General features: G+C 71.4%; 16 protein-coding genes. 9 read left to right on the top strand and 7 right to left on the bottom strand.

Features of this window, described 5'->3' with window-relative positions:
- Positions 1-50 precede the first annotated feature (50 nt).
- From ABD340_RS02705 to ABD340_RS02740, 8 genes are all read left to right on the top strand, one after another.
- Positions 51-938 carry a dihydrodipicolinate synthase family protein gene (locus ABD340_RS02705; protein ID WP_344586727.1) on the top strand — a complete coding sequence of 296 codons (888 nt, stop codon included), beginning with the start codon at positions 51-53 and terminating at the stop codon, positions 936-938.
- Positions 939-967: 29 nt separating this feature from the next.
- On the top strand, positions 968-1,660 hold the full coding sequence (locus tag ABD340_RS02710; RefSeq protein ID WP_344586728.1) for a GntR family transcriptional regulator: 693 nt from the start codon (positions 968-970) through the stop codon (positions 1,658-1,660).
- 369 nt (positions 1,661-2,029) lie between these two features.
- Positions 2,030-3,373 (top strand): ABC transporter substrate-binding protein, encoded by a 1,344-nt coding sequence (locus ABD340_RS02715; RefSeq protein WP_344586729.1) that lies wholly within the window; start codon positions 2,030-2,032, stop codon positions 3,371-3,373.
- A gap of 59 nt (positions 3,374-3,432) precedes the next feature.
- The gene (locus ABD340_RS02720) at positions 3,433-4,362 is read left to right on the top strand and encodes a carbohydrate ABC transporter permease (RefSeq protein WP_344586730.1); all 930 of its coding nucleotides are present in this window, start codon (positions 3,433-3,435) and stop codon (positions 4,360-4,362) included.
- Positions 4,359-5,195, top strand: coding sequence for a carbohydrate ABC transporter permease (locus ABD340_RS02725; protein ID WP_344586731.1), 837 nt, complete (start codon positions 4,359-4,361; stop codon positions 5,193-5,195). The genes ABD340_RS02720 and ABD340_RS02725 overlap by 4 nt, the downstream gene beginning before the upstream one ends.
- Positions 5,196-5,203: 8 nt before the next feature.
- Positions 5,204-6,385 (top strand): ABC transporter ATP-binding protein, encoded by a 1,182-nt coding sequence (locus ABD340_RS02730; protein WP_344586732.1) that lies wholly within the window; start codon positions 5,204-5,206, stop codon positions 6,383-6,385.
- A gap of 281 nt (positions 6,386-6,666) precedes the next feature.
- Entirely contained in the window at positions 6,667-8,034 is a 1,368-nt protein-coding gene (locus tag ABD340_RS02735) for a serine/threonine-protein kinase (RefSeq protein WP_344586733.1), read from the top strand.
- A 98-nt stretch (positions 8,035-8,132) separates the two neighbouring features.
- On the top strand, positions 8,133-8,582 hold the full coding sequence (locus tag ABD340_RS02740; RefSeq protein WP_344586734.1) for a hypothetical protein: 450 nt from the start codon (positions 8,133-8,135) through the stop codon (positions 8,580-8,582).
- 1 nt (position 8,583) lies between these two features.
- On the opposite strand, the gene ABD340_RS02745 is transcribed toward ABD340_RS02740, so the two are convergent.
- From ABD340_RS02745 to ABD340_RS02775, 7 genes are all read right to left on the bottom strand, one after another.
- Positions 8,584-9,123 (bottom strand): GNAT family N-acetyltransferase, encoded by a 540-nt coding sequence (locus ABD340_RS02745; RefSeq protein ID WP_344586735.1) that lies wholly within the window; start codon positions 9,121-9,123, stop codon positions 8,584-8,586.
- Positions 9,123-9,698: a CGNR zinc finger domain-containing protein gene (locus tag ABD340_RS02750; RefSeq protein WP_344586736.1), complete on the bottom strand. Its 576-nt coding sequence runs from the start codon at positions 9,696-9,698 to the stop codon at positions 9,123-9,125. Before ABD340_RS02750 ends, ABD340_RS02745 begins: the two co-directional genes overlap by 1 nt.
- 53 nt (positions 9,699-9,751) lie before the next feature.
- Entirely contained in the window at positions 9,752-10,108 is a 357-nt protein-coding gene (locus tag ABD340_RS02755; protein ID WP_344586737.1) for a GNAT family N-acetyltransferase, read from the bottom strand.
- 237 nt (positions 10,109-10,345) lie between these two features.
- Positions 10,346-10,804: a hypothetical protein gene (locus tag ABD340_RS02760; protein ID WP_344586738.1), complete on the bottom strand. Its 459-nt coding sequence runs from the start codon at positions 10,802-10,804 to the stop codon at positions 10,346-10,348.
- 244 nt (positions 10,805-11,048) lie between these two features.
- Complete coding sequence (locus tag ABD340_RS02765; RefSeq protein WP_344586739.1) at positions 11,049-12,365, bottom strand: DUF6777 domain-containing protein; 1,317 nt, start codon at positions 12,363-12,365, stop codon at positions 11,049-11,051.
- 140 nt (positions 12,366-12,505) lie between these two features.
- Positions 12,506-14,287 (bottom strand): LTA synthase family protein, encoded by a 1,782-nt coding sequence (locus tag ABD340_RS02770; RefSeq protein WP_344586740.1) that lies wholly within the window; start codon positions 14,285-14,287, stop codon positions 12,506-12,508.
- A 195-nt stretch (positions 14,288-14,482) separates the two neighbouring features.
- The gene (locus ABD340_RS02775) at positions 14,483-15,634 is read right to left on the bottom strand and encodes a S1 family peptidase (RefSeq protein ID WP_344586741.1); all 1,152 of its coding nucleotides are present in this window, start codon (positions 15,632-15,634) and stop codon (positions 14,483-14,485) included.
- A 256-nt stretch (positions 15,635-15,890) separates the two neighbouring features.
- On the opposite strand from ABD340_RS02775, the gene ABD340_RS02780 reads away from it, so the two are divergent.
- On the top strand, positions 15,891-16,346 hold the full coding sequence (locus ABD340_RS02780) for an SPW repeat protein (protein ID WP_344586743.1): 456 nt from the start codon (positions 15,891-15,893) through the stop codon (positions 16,344-16,346).
- The last annotated feature ends 183 nt before the right edge of the window (positions 16,347-16,529 follow it).

Below are 16,529 nucleotides of genomic sequence, written 5' to 3' on the forward strand. Positions count from 1 at the left end.
TATCAGACACTAGATGTTAGACAAGGGCGTGCAGCCCGAGGAGGACGTGCATGAAAGACCTGGCCCTACACGGGATGATCTCGACCGTCGTCACCCCGTTCGACGAGCACGACCAGGTCGACCTCGACCTGTTGCGCGCCGAGGTGAAGTACCTGCTCGGCGCCGGCGTGACCGCCATCTGCGCGTGCGGCAGCACCGGTGAAGGGCAGGCGCTGTCGCTGGAGGAGAGCAAGGCGATCTGCGAGGTCGTCGTGGACGAGGTCGGCGGCCGCGTCCCCGTCATCGGCGGCGTCATCCAGAACTCCACCGCGCAGGCGATCCGCTACTCGCTCGCGCTGAAGGAGGCGGGCGTCGACGCGCTCCAGGTCACGCCGGTCCACTATGTCTTCGCCCCCTCGGCGGAGGAGACCGTCGAGCACTACCGGCTGGTCGGCGAGGCCGCCGGGCTGCCGATCGTGCTCTACAACGTGGTGCCGTGGGCGCTGGTGCCGGTCGACACCATCGAGAAGCTGTCGAGCGTCCCGCAGGTGGTGGCGGTGAAGCAGAGCGGCGGCGACATGCACATGCTGGCCGACCTGCTGGCCCGCGTCCGCGACCGCTTCACGATCCTGGCCGCGCTGGACGACCTGCACTACCCGGCGTTCGTCCTCGGCGCGCACGGCGCGCTGGCCGCGATCCCCACCGTCACGCCGAAACTGTCGGTGGAACTGTGGGACGCGGTGCGGGCCGGCGACCACGAGAGCGCGCTCGACCTGCACCAGCGGATCCTGACCGTCTGGCGCGCCATCGACGGGCCCAACCTGCCCGCCACCCTGAAGGCCGCGCTCGAGCTGCAGGGCAGGAACGGGGGTCTGCCCCGCAAGCCGTTTGCACCGGCCACGCAGGCCGAGCGCGATCGCATCGCGACCGCGCTGCGGACGGCTAATCTGATCGATTAGACCTCGCACAGGAGCAGGGAGAAACAGCCGTGGCCGTGCCCGCGCGTCCGTCCGACAAGCCGTCTCTGGTGGTGGAGTCCATCGCCGATCAGCTTTACCGGATCCTCTGCGACCGCATCACGACCGGTGTCTACGCGCCGGGCTCCCGGCTGGATCTCCAGGCGGTGGCCGACGAGTTCGGCGTGTCCCGCACCCCGGTGCGGGACGCGCTGGCCAGGCTCGAGCACGACCAGCTCATCGAGACCCGGCCGCGCTCGGGCACCTTCGTGGCCCGGCCCGGGGTCAGTGACGTGCACGAGGTGTGCCAGCTCCGCAAGGGCATCGAGTGGGTGGCCACGGGCCTGGCCACCACGCTGATGCCCGCCGGGCTGATCGCCGACCTGCGCGCGGAGGCGGTGGAGGCGCTCGCCGCCGTCGACAAGGGCGACTTCGACCCCTTCTTCAACAGCGACATGCGCATCCACCGGGAGATCGTGGCCGCCACCGGCAACGAGCGGCTGGTGCGCGCCCGCGGGTCGGTCGAGCCGTTCGTCGCCTGGCTGCGCGTGCTGGGCGCCACCGGACCGCACCGGGCCGCCGGCTCGACCCGCCGGCACCTGCAGATACTCGACGCCATGGCGGCGCGCGACGCCGCCGCGGCGCAGGAGGCCGCCGCCGTCCATCTCGACGAGGTCGAGGAGTGGACGGTGGCCGACATGGAGTCCCGGGCCATCACGGTCTGACATCACGGTCTGAGCGGTTCCGCGCCGGGGGCCGCTCTAAGGCCGCTGCGTGGTGGTCCGATACCGGAGAGACCACACGTGACGGGCCGCCGGGGAGCTCGGCGGGCCCGCCTGGGTGACGGTCGCACGCGGGCGCGTCGACGCGCAGCAGCACAGCGGGCCCAACGTTCCGCGCGCGGCGCTTCCGGCGGAGTTGCGGGATGGCGGGGAAGCGGCGCCGACTTCCTGAGCTGGGCGGCGGCGGACGGTGCCGTCCACCGGAAGCGGTAAGCGACCCCTGGTGGAGGGCCCGTCCCGGTGCTAGGCTCCTCGAAATCTGGTGTATCAGACATCAGTCTTTGGATATCAATCGCATTGCGAGGAGTGGCCGTGAGACGCTTTCGTGAGCGCGATGCGGGACGGCGCGGCCCTGGAGTGAAGGGCGCCGGACTGCGCGGGGCGCGCCGGCGCACGGCAGGCGCGCTCGCGGTCGGCGTGCTGCTGGCCGTCGCCGCCGTCGGCTGCGCGAACCCCCGCGGCGGTGCCGAAGGCCCGAAACCGGAGCAGGGCGGGACGCTGACGTTCGCCAGCTGGCACTGGCTGGAGTCCGGCCGGGGAGAGCTGCTCCAGGCCGCCGTCTCGAAGTACACGGCCCGGCGCCCCGGGGTGACCATCCGCAAGCAGGCCGTCACCCGCGCCGAGTACGAGAAGACGATGAGCACGCAGATCGGCGCCGGCCGCGGCCCGGACGTGTTCATCATCCCCGACACCTACTTCCCCGAACTCGCCGAGGCCGACGCCCTCGAACCGCTCGACGGCCTCCTCGACCCCGCCACCGAGGCCAGGCTCCTGCCCGCCGCCTCCGACTTCGTCGTCGGCGGCAAGCGGCTCGCCCTGCTGTCGGAGCAGTCGCCGTACGGGCTCTTCTGGAACAAGAAGCTCCTGGACCAGGCGGGGGTGACGCCGCCCAAGAGCTTCGACGAGCTGTTCACGGCGGCCGAGACCGTCCACAAGCGGACCGGGAAGATCGGCTTCGCCGGACGGCACCAGATGAACGAGGAGCCGATCTGGTGGTCCGACCACGCCAACTGGACCTACGGGTTCGGCGGCCGCTGGTCCGACGGCGAGAGGCTGACGATCAACAGCCCGCAGAACGTCGCCGCCGAGACCGCGTTCAAGAAGATGTACGACTCGCCGGCCTTCTCCCTCGGCGACGACGCCTCCACCTACCGCTCCAAGTTCGCCGCGGGCCAGGTCGGGCTCATCATCGACTGCGCCACCTGCATGCGCACGATGGTGAACGACAACAAGGTCGTCCCGACCGGCTCGGTCGGCGGCTCGGCGATCCCGTTCCCGAGCGGCGGCGGCTCGGCGTACGTCGCGCTGGGCCTCGGCATCAACCCCCACTCCCGGAACAAGGCGCTCGCCCGCGACTTCCTCAAGTGGCTGTACTCGCCCGAGGGCCAGCAGGCCCTCCAGCGGGTGAACCACCCCTCCACGGTCGGCACGGACATCGAGGTCCCCGCGGACCTGCTCGCCACGACGCCGTGGGTGAAGCCGGTGTACGACGCGCTCCCCAAGGCCCGCAAGCCCGTCGTGGACGGCTTCGGCAGCGATACCCCGCGGATCCGCCGCATCGTCCTGTCCCAGGTCGAGCGGATCCTCACCCGCGACGCCGACCCCGAGACCGCCCTCGACCAGGCCCAGCGCGAGGCCGTGGAGGAGACCCGCTGACCCCCTGACCCAGCCCCGGGCCGTCCCTCCGACCCGCAGAACCACCGAGGACCCACCCCATGAAGACCAGACGCCCACCCACCAAGTCGCGCGGCGGACGGGTGATCACCTGGGCCCCCTACGCCTTCGCCGCCGCTGCCGCCGGCTACCTGCTGGTGTTCACCGCGATCCCGCTGCTGCGCGGCGTCCAGCTCGGCTTCACCGACACCCGCCTGCTCAACCCGGTCGGCGGCGAGGGCACCGGGCTGCACAACTACTCCAAGCTGCTCGCCGACTCGGCCTTCTGGTCGTCGGTGTGGACCACGCTCGTCTACACCGCCGGCACCGTCGCCGGATCGCTCTTCCTGGGCACCGGCGCCGCGCTGCTGGTCAACCGAGCCTTCGCCGGACGCACCCTGGCCCGCGTCCTGCTCACACTGCCCTGGGCGGTGCCCACCGTGGCCGCCGCGCTGCTGTTCCGCTGGATCTACAACGACCAGACCGGCGTCGCCAACTCGGCGACCCGCGCGCTGGGCATCGGCGCGCAGGGCTGGCTCACCGACCCGTCCGTGGGGATGATCGCCGTGCTCGGCGCGACGATCTGGAAGGTCACCCCGCTGGTCATGCTGGTGGTGCTGGCCGCACTCCAGTCCATCCCCGACGAGCTGTACGAGTCGACCAGGATCGACGGCGCCGACGCGCTCTCGGCCTTCCGCGCGGTCGCCTGGCCCGCGCTGCTGCCCACGCTCCGCGTGGTGGCGCTGCTGATGACGATCTGGTCGTTCCGCCGGTTCGAGGTCATCTGGCTGCTCACCGGCGGCGGCCCGGCCGACGCCACCAACACCCTCGTCATCAACGTCTACCGGACGGCCTTCAGCGACTCCCGGCTCGGCATGGCCGCCGCGATCGGCGTGCTCGGCCTGGTGCTGTCGCTGGCCGTCACCGTCGTCTACTTCGTCGCCGAACGGCGATCGGAACGCACCGAGCTTCGCGCGGGAGGCGCCGCATGATCGGCAACCGTCGGCTGTCCCGAACGGTCCGGATGGTCCTGGCCTTCGCCACCGCGCTGGCCGCCGCCTTCCCGCTCTACTGGATGGTCAACACCGCGCTCACCCCGTCCGACCGGCTGTTCCGCGGCGACCAGGACGCCTTGCCCGACCTGTCGCGGGCCGGGCACCTGCTGGGTGTGCTCACCTCCGACACGCCGTTCCTGCGGTGGATGACCAACTCGGCCATCGTCGCGATCGGCACCAGCGCGCTCAGCCTGATCATCGCGACGATGGCGGCGTACGCCCTGTCGCGCTACCGCTTCCACGGCCGCGGCGTCCTGGGGTTCGCGCTGTTCGCCACCCAGATGCTGCCCGAGGCGCTGCTGGTCGTCCCGCTCTACTCGCTGTTCGCCACGCTCGGGCTGCTCAACCAGCTGCACGGGCTGATCCTGGTCAACACCTCCTTCGCGATGCCGGTGGCGGTCTGGATCCTCAAGGCCGCCATCGACGGCGTGCCGTACGAGATCGAGGAGTCCGCCCGGGTGGACGGCGCCGGCCCGCTCACCGTCCTGCGGATCGTGGTCGTCCCGGTGGTGACGCCCGCGCTGGCCGCCGCCGCGGTGATCACCTTCTTCGACGGCTGGAACGAGTACCTGTTCGCCACCACCTTCATGCAGGACGCCGACAGGTGGGTCGCCTCCACCGGGCTGGCCTCGTTCATCGGGGAGTACAGCACCCCGCTCGACACGGTGTTCAGCGCGGCGGTCCTCTTCACCGTCCCCGCCGTCGTGTTCTTCGTCCTGGTGCAGCGCCGGATCGTCTCGGGGCTGACCGCCGGTTCCGTGAAAGGCTGAGATCCCCCATGCCGGTCATCACCTTCGACCATCTCCGCAAGAACTACGCGGGCACCGAGGTCATCCGCGAGTTCGACGCCGAGGTGCCCGACCGCGAGTTCCTGGTCCTGCTCGGCCCGTCCGGCTGCGGCAAGTCCACCATGCTGCGCATGATCGCCGGGCTGACCGAGGTCAGCGGCGGCGAGCTGCGGCTCGACGGCAAGCCGGTCAACGGCCTGTCGCCCAAGCAGCGCAACGTGGCCTTCGTGTTCCAGTCCTACGCCCTCTACCCGCACATGACCGTCCGCGCCAACATCGCCTTCCCCCTGCTCATGGACGAGTTCCGCTGGTGGCACCACATCCCGGTGGCCGGCCGGCTGGCGCGCCGCCGGGCGCTGCGGCGCGCGGACATCCGGCGGAAGATCGCCGACGTCGCGGAGATGCTGGAGCTCACCGAGTACCTCGACCGGCGGCCCAAGGCGCTGTCGGGCGGGCAGCGGCAGCGCGTGGCCGTCGCCCGCGCGCTGGTCCGCGAACCCGCCCTCTACCTGCTGGACGAGCCGCTGTCCAACCTGGACGCCAAGCTGCGCACCTCGATGCGCGCCGAGATCGCCGCACTGTACCGGCGGGTCGACAAGAGCTTCGTGTACGTCACCCACGACCAGGTCGAGGCGATGACGATGGGCACCCGCATCATCGTCCTCAACGACGGCGTGGTGCAGCAGTACGGCACCCCCAAGGAGATCTACGACCGTCCCGCCAACACCTTCGTGGCCCGCTTCATCGGCTCGCCGCCGATGAACGTCGTCCCGGTGGCCGTGGACGGGGACCGGATCCGGGTCGGCGACCAGTCGCTGCCGGTTCCGGACGGCATGCCCGCGGCGGCCGGCTCCGAGGTGCTGCTCGGGATCCGCGCCGAGCGGGTGCGGCTCGGCCCGTCCGGCACGGGACTGCGGGGCCACGTGGTCACCGTCGAGCATCTCGGCGCCGAGACGGTCGTCGGATTCAAGTTCGGGCCGGCCGAGGAGGCGGCCGAGGCCGAGGTCGGCGCCGCCGCCTCCCGCGACCTGCACTTCGCCCGCATCCCCGGTGAGGCCGCCCTCGCCGCGGGGGAGGAGTGCACGGTGGAGTTCGACTTCGGGCACGTCCTGTGGTTCGACGCCGGGAGCGGGGTCAGGCTGGAGGACGAGCGGCACCTCACAAAGACGTGACCTAAGGCGTGTCCGGTGGACTGAGTCCACGCCGCCGCGTTTTCATGGGTTTCCACCGAACCGGTGCGGCATGCCGGTGCGTACTAAGGGACGGCAATGTCCAGTCCGATCGGACCAGGGCGGTCGCCGCGACATCGCCCGGGAGAGGACGCCTCATGAAGCCGTGCCGCCGTACCAGCACGATCCGGCCGCCCGCCGGGGCCGGCGGCCGGGTACGGCCGGTCGCGCGCGGCGGGCGCGCGGGACGCTAGCCCCGTGCGCCGCGCGATCGCGCCTGGATCATGAACCTGCCCGCGGGATCACGCCGCGCCGCCTCCGCCTCCGCCGAGGTCGCGGGGGACGGCGTGGTCGTGCCGTTCCGGCGGTCCCGGCCCCCGCGCCTGGCCGGGCGCTACCGGCTGGAGCAGGAACTCGACACCGGTTCGGAGACGGCCGCATGGCGCGCCGTGGACGAGCGGCTCGACCGCGAAGTCATGGTCAAGGTGTTCCACGACCCGGCATTGCAGGGCGCCGCGTTCGCCGAAAGGCTCCGCACCAAGGTCCGGGCCGCCGCCGCACTGGAACATCCGGGGATCGTGACCGTCCACGATGCCGGCGAGAGCCTGGGGCCCGGCGGTATCCGGCCGTTCGCCGTGCTGGAGTGGTGCGAGGGCGAGATCCTGGCGGAGCGGCTCGAGAGCGGACCCATCGGCTGGCGCGAGGTCGTGGCACTCGCGGCCCCGATCGCCTCCGGCCTGGCCCATATCCACGCCGCCGGATTCGCGCATCATCATCTCACCACGCGTTCGGTGCTCCTCGGAGAGTCCGGCGCGAAGCTGCTCGACGTCGGGATCGCCGCCGCCGTCCACGGCGCGGAGACTCCCGTCGCCTCCGCACAGCAGGAGGACGTGCGGGCCTTGGGCGTGATGCTTCTGGAGGCGCTGACCGGCGAAACGGAGCCGACCGGCACCTCGCCCGCGCTTCCGGACGATGTGCCTTCGAGCCTGGCCGAACTCTGCGCCGAATGCCTCGCGCCCGAAGCGGCGCTGCGTCCCACCGCCGCGCGATTGTGTGGAACGATCGAACGCCTGGCCAAGGCCGGTCCCGGTGACCGCCGCCGGACCGGGCAGGGCGTACTGCGCGTCCGGTGGCTCGTTTCGGCGAGCCTGGCCGCGGCGGTCGCGGCGGCCCTCACCCTTCAACTGGTCGTCCAGCAGACGATCCCCGGCCGGGACGCGCGGGCCGGCCTCCTCAGGCCCCCGGCCCCCGCGCCTCCCACACCCCCCGCCCCTCCAACACCGTCCGCCACCCGCGGCGGCCCTTCTTCCTCCTCCTCCGAGAACCTCGTCACCCCGCCCTTGCCGAAGCCGGACCGGCCGTCGTCCGCGCCGGCCAAGCCCAGGGCCGCGCCCCCGCCCCCGCCCCCGGTGGGAGTGGGCGAGGTGCTCGGCAGCCTCAGGCGCTCCATCGACCAGGGACTCCGGCTCGGGCAGATCCGCGACGACGTCGGCCTCGACCTCCACAACGTGATCCGGAACATGGGCACCGACGCCGATCCCGACGACCTCGCCGGCCTCCGCTCCAAGATCGAGACTCGTACCAGGGAAGACGGCATCACCCGGCAGCGCGCCGACGAACTCCTCCGGATCCTCGACCGGGCCCGGACCTGAGGCCCGCGTGTGGCGCCCGTCACTGGAACCGCGGCGGACCGTTCCAAGTCGAACACGGAGTCAATCAAGGTAACCGTGCGCGCTTGGGAGTACCACCGATGGCACTGCGGCCTCCGCTCGATCCAATCGAGCAGCGGGAACTGCTGGACGATCTGACGGGCCTCGTCGTGGACGCGATGCCGGACGGCTGGCGGGAGCTCATCATCGACTACCGGCAGCTCGGCGGCCACCGCCACGTGGCGACGGGACTGACCGGTGCCGACGGGGCCATGCGGGTGTGGGAGCCGCCGGACCGGGCGTGGGACCTGTTCGCGCGGCTGCGGGAAGGGATGTACGTCCCCGACGCGGGCGCCTGGTACTCCTGCCGCTACATTCTCGAAGCTCCGCGCTCGTTTCGGACGATTTACAACATGGCCGCGGAGCCCGCGTTCAACCCGCCGCCGCCGGAGCACGCCTTCGTCGTCGAGCAGGAGTACTTCCCCCGGAGCGAGGCCAACAGGCCCGCCTGGTTCAGGGACGGCCTCGCACGCGCCGTGAAGAACGACTGAGCTACCGGCCGGGCCGGTCGATCCGGTAGACGACGTGGGCCGGTCCGTCGATCGGGTTGTCCGGTTCGAGATCGCCTTCCGCGACGCGCGCCAGACCGGCCTTCTCCAGGGCCCGCCAGGACGCGTGGTTGCCCGCCGCCACCGGAACGATGACGCAGGTGGCGTCCGGGTAGTCGGGCCACGTCCGCTCGACCATCGCCCGGATCATCCGTGACCCGAGCCCGCGGCCGGTCTCCGCCGCCTCGCCGATCAGGTAGTCGATGCCCATCGCGCCGTCCGGCACGCTCGTGACCTTGGCCAGCGCCTCCCGCTCCGCCGGGTAGGCCGCCAACCGGCAGCGTTGGACCAGCCCGAACGGGCGCCCGTCCAGCAAGGCGAGCCAGTCCTCGGCGGGTTCCTCGCCGCGGGCGGTGGGGCCGAAGTCGCGTTCGACGCCTTCGGGCGTGGTGTCGTGGTTCCACCACCGCGCCACGTGCGGATGCGCCAGCCAGCGTCGCAGCAAGGGGAAATCGTCCTCGGTGACCCGGCGCCAAGTGATCATCAGATCTCCGCCCGATCGAGTCTGCGCCGGTAGTAGCGGGCCTGGCGGTCGCGGTGACCGCACGAGGGGTGGCACCAGCGTCGGCGCGAGTGGTCCTTGACGAACAGCAGCGAGCACCCCGGCCCCCGGCAGCGCCTCAACCCGCCGGCCTGGGGCCCGGCCAGCAGCTCGATGCAGCAGTGGGCGACGCGTCCCAGGATCGCCGCGGCACCGGTCGTGGTGTCGACAAGCCGCGCGGCCGGTCCGCCGTCCACCGGCCACTCCAGCCGGAGGTGCGTGGGCGCGGCCATGGCGAACCCGTTGAGCCGCTCCACCACCGCCATGTCCGGCGTCCGCCGCTCGACCGCCGCCGACAGCAGCCCGTGCACGCAGTCGCGCAGCTCACGGACGTCATGGGCGGCGGCCGTCCCCGGCGCCGCGAGCCCGTGCCCGGGCGCGACCAGCGCGAACCACCGATCGATCCACTCGGCCGTTTGGAAGAAGTCGATCCGCTGGTCACCGCTGCCGTAGAGCGTGTTGGCCAGCTCCACCGCGAACGGCTCCGTGCCGAGGATCGGAAACTCCGGGTCACTCACAAGGCTGACGGTAACACTGCCCTCCAACCGTCAGCATCGGATTTTTGCGAAGATCACCGGCCGCGCCCGACCGGGCGTTGCATGATGACCGCGGCGTCGCCGGGACGGGCCGTCCGCACGACCTCGAAGCCGTGCCGCCGGTACCAGGCGATGAGGCGGGGCGGATCGGTGTCGTCTCCGGCGATCGGCTCGGCGGTCAGGCGGAGCGGGACCCGCAGACGGTCGGCCAGCGCCATGACGTCCAGGAGGGCTGCCTCGGCCAGCCCGCGGCCCCGGTACGCGGGCCGCGTGCGGATGAGATGCAGGACGATCGGCTCGGCCGGCCCCGACCAGGCCAGGTAGAGCTCGACGTGCGGATGCCGTTCCTGGACCTGCCGGGCCTCCTCGCGGAACCGCCCGAAGGGCGCCACACATCCACGATTCCCGGACCCGCCGCCGAGTTCCCCCTCCGACCTGGGATTTTGTGCTGCCCAGGCTGTGTTTATGCAATCCCGGCCCAGGGGCTCGCCTGGCGGCTCGCACCCTGACCGTGCTTGGTGCGAGCGCGACATCGCTTCGCGATCTGCCCGGTGATGCTCGCCTTCGGCATCGCCTCACCGGCCAGGTAGCGCGCTCGCGCGGTACCTGAGGCCACTTCGAGACAGGCCCTAGGTCCCCTGCGCGACCAGGACCAGGATGTTGGCCCCGGTGTCCAGATACGCCGTCACGCCCCAGCCTTCCTGCTTCTCGAAGGCCGTGTCCAACGCCTCGCTCGTCTTGAACGGGCCGGGCGGCAGGTGCGGTCGCAGGCCCTTGACCACGTCCGGCGCGGCCTGCGCCGCAACCGGGGCATAGGCCCCCGTCAACTGCGCGACCTTCACCGGATCGAGCGTGATGACGGCATCGATCCAATACATCGAGGGCCCCGGATTACGCGGGTCTCCATAGGTGCCCGACATCCATCTCACCTGCGGTGAGCCGCTCAGGTCGCCGAAACGCCGCACGAGCGGCTCGATGTCGGACCTCAACTCCCCGGTTCCGTTCTTCTCCGCGGCCCCCCGGTTGCCCGCCCTCTCGACGTCCTGGCACGACACGGTCAGTCCCGAAGCCCAGATCGCGAGCAGCACGGTGACGAGCCCCCTCCACCGTGCCCGGCCGCGGCGATCGTCTCCCACATCAACCCCTATGACAATCCTTTGGCGTAACCGTCCCCAATAGTGCCGGACTCAGTGGAATTCTGCGTCTCCACTGGCGATAGCAGCCCGTCTACGAGACGGTCACGATGGACTTGCTGCGGGGAATCGAGCACCGACAGGGAGAGGCCCGGAGACCTGCGCGGTCTCCGGGCCTTTTCCTCGTCAGTCCGGGTTGTCACCCACCTCCGGCCGGAGCCTGCGGGGCGACGGACGTTCCGCCGACGTCTCCGGACTGGCCGGACGCGTCGCCCTGCTCAGACCGATTGCCAGGCGACGCCCCGTCAGTACCGGCGCCTTGCTCAGGGCCTCCCTGAGACTGGCCCTCAACACCCCCCGGCTGGCTGCCGGACGTGCCGGACCGGCTCCCGGAAGTGCCTGACTGGTTTCCAGCGGTGCCGGGCCGGCTTTCGACGGTGCCCGGTTGGTCGTTGGTGGTGCTGGGCTGGCTGCCGGTGGTGCCGGGCTGACTACCCGTGCCGGGCTGGCTTCCGCTGGTGCCCGGCTGGTCGTTGGTGGTGCTGGGCTGGCTGCCCGTGGTGCCCGGCTGGCTTCCGGTCGTGCCGGGCTGCTTTCCTGGCGTGCCCTGCTGGTTGCCGGTGGTGCCCGGCTGCTTCTCCGCGGGGGCCGGCTTGTTGCCGGGGTTGGTGTTGCCCTTGTTCGGGGGCGAGGTGCAGTCGACGTCAGGTGCCGGCCCCTTCACGCCCTTGCACCAGGCGGCGTACTCCTCGTGAGTCCGCGGCTTTCTCTTCGTGGCGCCGGTGCCCTTGCCTTGGTCGGTTTTGTTGTGGCGGATGGGCGGGGTTTTGGTGATGCGCTTTGTGTCGAATCCGGACCAGGTGGGGCCGGTGTATTTGGCGTCCTTGGTGGAGTAGTCCTTCTTGGGCTTGGTGAGCGGGTTGCCGCAGTTGCATTTGACGACGGGGGTGCCGTCGCGGTCCTTGAGGACGCCCATGCCGGCCTGGAGGACGGTGGGCGTGCCGGTGTCCTTGCCGCCGGTGTAGGCGTGGTTGACGATCAGGGTGTCGCTGGTCAGGTAGCCGGGAGTGAGCTGGGACAGGTAGCCGGGGATCTGCTGGACGGTGATGCCCTGCGCGCCGGCCCAGGCGCCGGCCTTGGCGGGGTCGGCCTGCAGGGACGCCGCCAGCTTGCCGGGGTCGCACGGGGTGTTGCGCCCGGTGCCGCTCGCCCGACCGGTCATCGTCCCCGGGCCGGCCGTGTCGGTCTTGTAGGTGCCGTCGGGAGTGGTGGTCTGGCCGCCGGCCGGGGCTGGCGTGGTGGTGCCGCCGGGCTTCTGGCCGGGCATCTTGTCGGTGTCGGCGGCGCGGGTGTACGGGCTGGGGCCGGGGTCGCCGACGGTCATGCGGGTGATGGTGTCCGCGTTGGCCTCGGAGAAGGCGGTGAAGGCGGTGGAGATGCCGCCGATGGCGATGAGGCCGGCCAGGGATCCAAGGGTGACGCGCTGGCCGACGGTCCGGAAGCGAACCCCGCGCAATATTCTCTCCTCCTCAAGGGCTGGTTTGTCGAACACATGGTGTGATCCCGCCCCGTCCGAATTTGTGCTTAATTGGACGGCTATAAGAGGGCAAAATGTGCGCCAGCCATGAAGAGCGGTGGACGTCGATCGGGGCCGGGTTACCGGGCGAAGGCGGTCAGGAAGCGGTCCCGGAAGGTGTGCATCGGCCAGACCGGGGCCTTCGGGCCGGGCTTGAGGCCGTCCTGCCAGCCCCATCCGGAGATCCGGTCCAGGACGGCCGGGTCGCGGGCGACGACCGTGATCGGGACGTCCCGGCTCGCGCCCTCCCCGGTGACGATGGGAACGGGCTGGTGGTCGCCGAGGAAGACGAGCACGAGATCGTCGTCGCCGTACTTCTCCATGTAGGAGATGAGGGAGCCGAGCGTGTACTCGATGGAACGCCGGTACTCGTTGCGAACGCGGGCGGGGTCGCGCCAGACGGTGGCCCGCCTCTTGCCCGCCTTGGCGATCGGGCGGAAGACCGAGCCGTCCCCCAGGTCCTTCCAGTCGACGAGCTCGGGAAGGGGCGCCCAGGGCGCGTGGCTGGAGACCAGCGGGATCTCCGCCATCACGGGGGCGTGGTTCGGTTTCGAGCGTTCGAGACGTTGAAAGGCCTGGAGGGTGTACTGGTCGGGCATGGTGGCGAAGCCGAAGGGCGGGCCGCGGTACCCGAGCTGATAGGCGTTGTAGACCTGGTCGTAGCCGAAGAAATCCCCCTCCGGCCAGGCCCGGGTGACGCCCGGGACGAACGCGACGCTCCGCCAGTCCGCCCGGCGGAAGGCGTTGTTGAGGGTCAGTCGGTCACTGGAGACCAGGCTGCGGTACCGCTGCTGGTTGTCGACCCACAAACCGGACAGCAGGGTCGAGTGCGCCAGCCAGCTGCCTCCGCCCGTGGTCGGCGAGGTGAGCCAGCCGCTGCGGGAGGCGAACCCGGCCTTGCGCAGCCGGCGGCTCCCGTCGTCGAGTACCGCGCCCACCTGCGATGCGAACCGCGGGTCCTCGACCGCGCTGCGCCCGTAGCTCTCGACGAAGGCCAGCAGCACGTCCTTGCCGCGCAGCCCGCCCAGCAGGTTCTGGCCTGGCGTGTCGCGGAAGGCGTCGACGGCCGCCTGCTTCGCGAACGCCTGCCTGTCCCGGATGCTGTTGGCCACCTGCCGCGTGTGCGCCCAGGTGAGCGCGGCGGTGTTCTTGGACGCGACCGGCACCCCCGGGACGAGTTGCGCGCCGAGCGCGGCACAGGCCACCCAGGCGGTCCCGAGCACGCCGATCCCGCAGGTCGCCGCCGCGTTGTGCCGGATCACCAGGCGGGTCAGGCGCAGCACCGACAGTGCCATGAGGGAGAGCACCGCGCCGATGAGCAGCACGATCCCGATGACGGCGGCGATCGCGCCGCCCCGTCCGACGGACTGGTCGAGGAACTCCACACCGGACCCGACCAGCACCCAGTCGAGCACGGGGTCGAACGGGCGGTTGAGGACCTGGTAGAAGCCCATGTCGACGGCCTTCATGACGGCCATCAGGCCGATCCCCGCGCCGGCGAGCAGCGCCACCGGCCTGCGCACCCGCGCCGGGGCCAGGACGACCACGGCGACGAGCAGGAGCCCCTCGACCGGAAGGCGGGCGAACGCACCGGGCTCCAGGCGTCCCACCTTGAACGGGGCCACGAGGGCGCCGAGGACGAACACGCCTGCCAGGACGGTGATCGTCCAAGTCGCGACGCGGCGCACGACGGAAACGCCGTCCCCCGCCTGATCTTCGTCGGCGGGCGCGGCGGCATCGGTCTCGACGCCGTCCGCGGCGTTGGTCTCGACGCCGTCGGCGGCACCGTCGTCCGGGAGAGCGCCGGCGTCATCGCCCGCGAGGGGCTCTGGCCGCGCCTCCTCCATCAGCTCTTCCTTCAACCCGGAGGTCCTCCCCATGCGAAGCCCGATGTTGCCCGTGAACACCGCGAACGCCGTACCGCACCACGGATCCGCGACACCGGCTGTACGTGCCCTGCCCCACCGGCGGTTCAGCGCACCGCGGACGTGCCCGTCCTGGCGCGCCGGAGGGGCCTGGCCGCCGGATGCCAGGCCCCTCCCCACCTACCCGAGTGGCTAGAAGACCTCGGCGCCGAAGTTCTCGAGCGGCTCGGTCACGGGCTGGAAGAACGTGACGCCCCCGGTCTGGCAGTCGCCCGAACCGCCCGAGGTGAGCCCGAGGGCGGTGGTCCCGCTGAACAGCGGGCCGCCGCTGTCGCCCGGCTCCGCGCACACGGTGGTCTGGATCATGCCGGTGACCGTGCCCTCGGGGAAGTTCACCGTCGCGTCCACGGCGGTGACGCTGCCGGTGGACACGCCGGTGGTGCTGCCGCTGCGCACCACCTGCTGGCCGACCACGGCCTCGCCGGCCTCGGTGATGTCCCTGCTCTGGCCGTTGAACAGGTTGACCTCGCCCTCGCCCGCGGCGCCCGGCGCCGACCGGACGAGCGCGAAGTCGTCACCCGGGAAGCTGCTCTCCTCCGTCGTGCCGACCGCCTGGGCCCCCTGCTGGTCGGCGGTCCATTCCTGCACGGCGTTGCCGCAGTGCCCGGCGGTGAGGAAGAAGTCCTGCCCGGCGCGCTTGACGTTGAAGCCGAGCGAGCAGCGGGAGCCCCCGCCGAAGATCGCGTCGCCGCCGGCGGCCAGCGCGCTCAGCTTTCCGGGGATGCGCACCATGCGGACCGCGGTGCCCATCCGCTGGGCCGTCCGGCGGACGGTGGCCATCCGCGTCCCGGTGACCGAGCCGTCGGTCCACAGGATCACCTGGGAGGTGGCCGGGTCGACGGCCCAGCCGGTCCCCGCCGTGGTCCCCAGCGACCGCTGCAGCGTCGAGGTGAGGCGCTTCAGGGAGGCGGGACTGCGCTGGGTCATCTTGGGCGTGACGCCCGCCGCGCGCACCGCGGCGGCGTCGGTGGCGTTGGTGACCGTGACGACGGGGCGGCCCGCCGAGTCGAGGTAGGCGCCGGTGGTGCGCGCGCCGAGCCGCTGGGCCAGCGCCGCGGCCCTGTTCGCGGCCGCCGCCCCCTGGGAGCCGGGTGACGGACCCGTGCGCTGCCGCGCCTGCGTGCCGGCCAGCCCGGCCTGGCGTTCCTGCGTGGAACCTTCCTGATCCTGGGCCTGGACCGCGTACAGCGAGCCGGCCACGAGCCCCGCCGATCCGGCGGCCACCGCGGAGGCCCGGACCACGGTGCGCAGGCGGCTTCTTCTCGCGGGGGGACGACGCCTCATGAGCCCTCCAAACTCCGTCTTCGATCTACGTGGGGGAGATACGGAGCCATGGAGCGGCCAAGTTCAGCCCTGCCTGAAAGAAGTTCATCGTCCCAGGTCAGCCGGTGGAAGGGAGTTTCACGTGCGGCGGGGCGACGTCGGCGGGAAACAGGTTTAACGTTGAAGAGGAAGGATCGATGTCCGACTCGCCCGCCGTGCGGAGGGCGGGCCAGGCATGGGAGACCCCTGTTCCTGGCATCGGAAGGTGGTGTGCGTGATGACGCACCCGACAGACATCGAGCGGCACCCCGACATTGCCGAGATGCGCGCTCGGTACGAGATGGCCGCCGCGAGCCCGGTCGCCCAGCTGATGGACGGACTGACTCTGCTCAGCGGGATCTATCTCGCGCTCTCGCCATGGATCGCCGGTTTCGGCGGCCTGGCCGGGATCACCGTGAACAACCTGGTCACCGGGCTCTGCGTGGCGTGCCTGGGGCTGGGGTTCAGCTTCGCCTTCGGCCGCACCTACGGGATCGCCTGGGTGGCGCCCGTGCTCGGCGTCTGGACCATCGTCGCCCCGTGGGTCATCAGCGGGAACATGTCCACCGCGCGGACGATCTGGAGCAACGTCGTCGTCGGCCTGATCATTCTCGCCCTGGGACTGGCCACGATGAGCCTCGGCGGGTCGCGCATGAACCTGGGCGGACCTCGCTTGAGGCCGACCAAGAGGTGAACCGGCAGGAGTGACCGACCGGGAGTGACCGGCACGCCGTCCGGGAGGGGCCCGCGGGCCCCTCCCGCGGGCTGCGGCATCTGTCCGGCCCCGTTTGAGCCGTCTGTCGCGGACCTTGGCCGATCCGCTTTCTCTCGTCGAGATTCAGCCGGGTTTCTTGGCGTTGAAGGTGGTGTGTCGGGC

The organism is Actinomadura vinacea (assembly GCF_039532545.1).
In the GTDB taxonomy this organism is placed as follows: domain Bacteria; phylum Actinomycetota; class Actinomycetes; order Streptosporangiales; family Streptosporangiaceae; genus Spirillospora; species Spirillospora vinacea.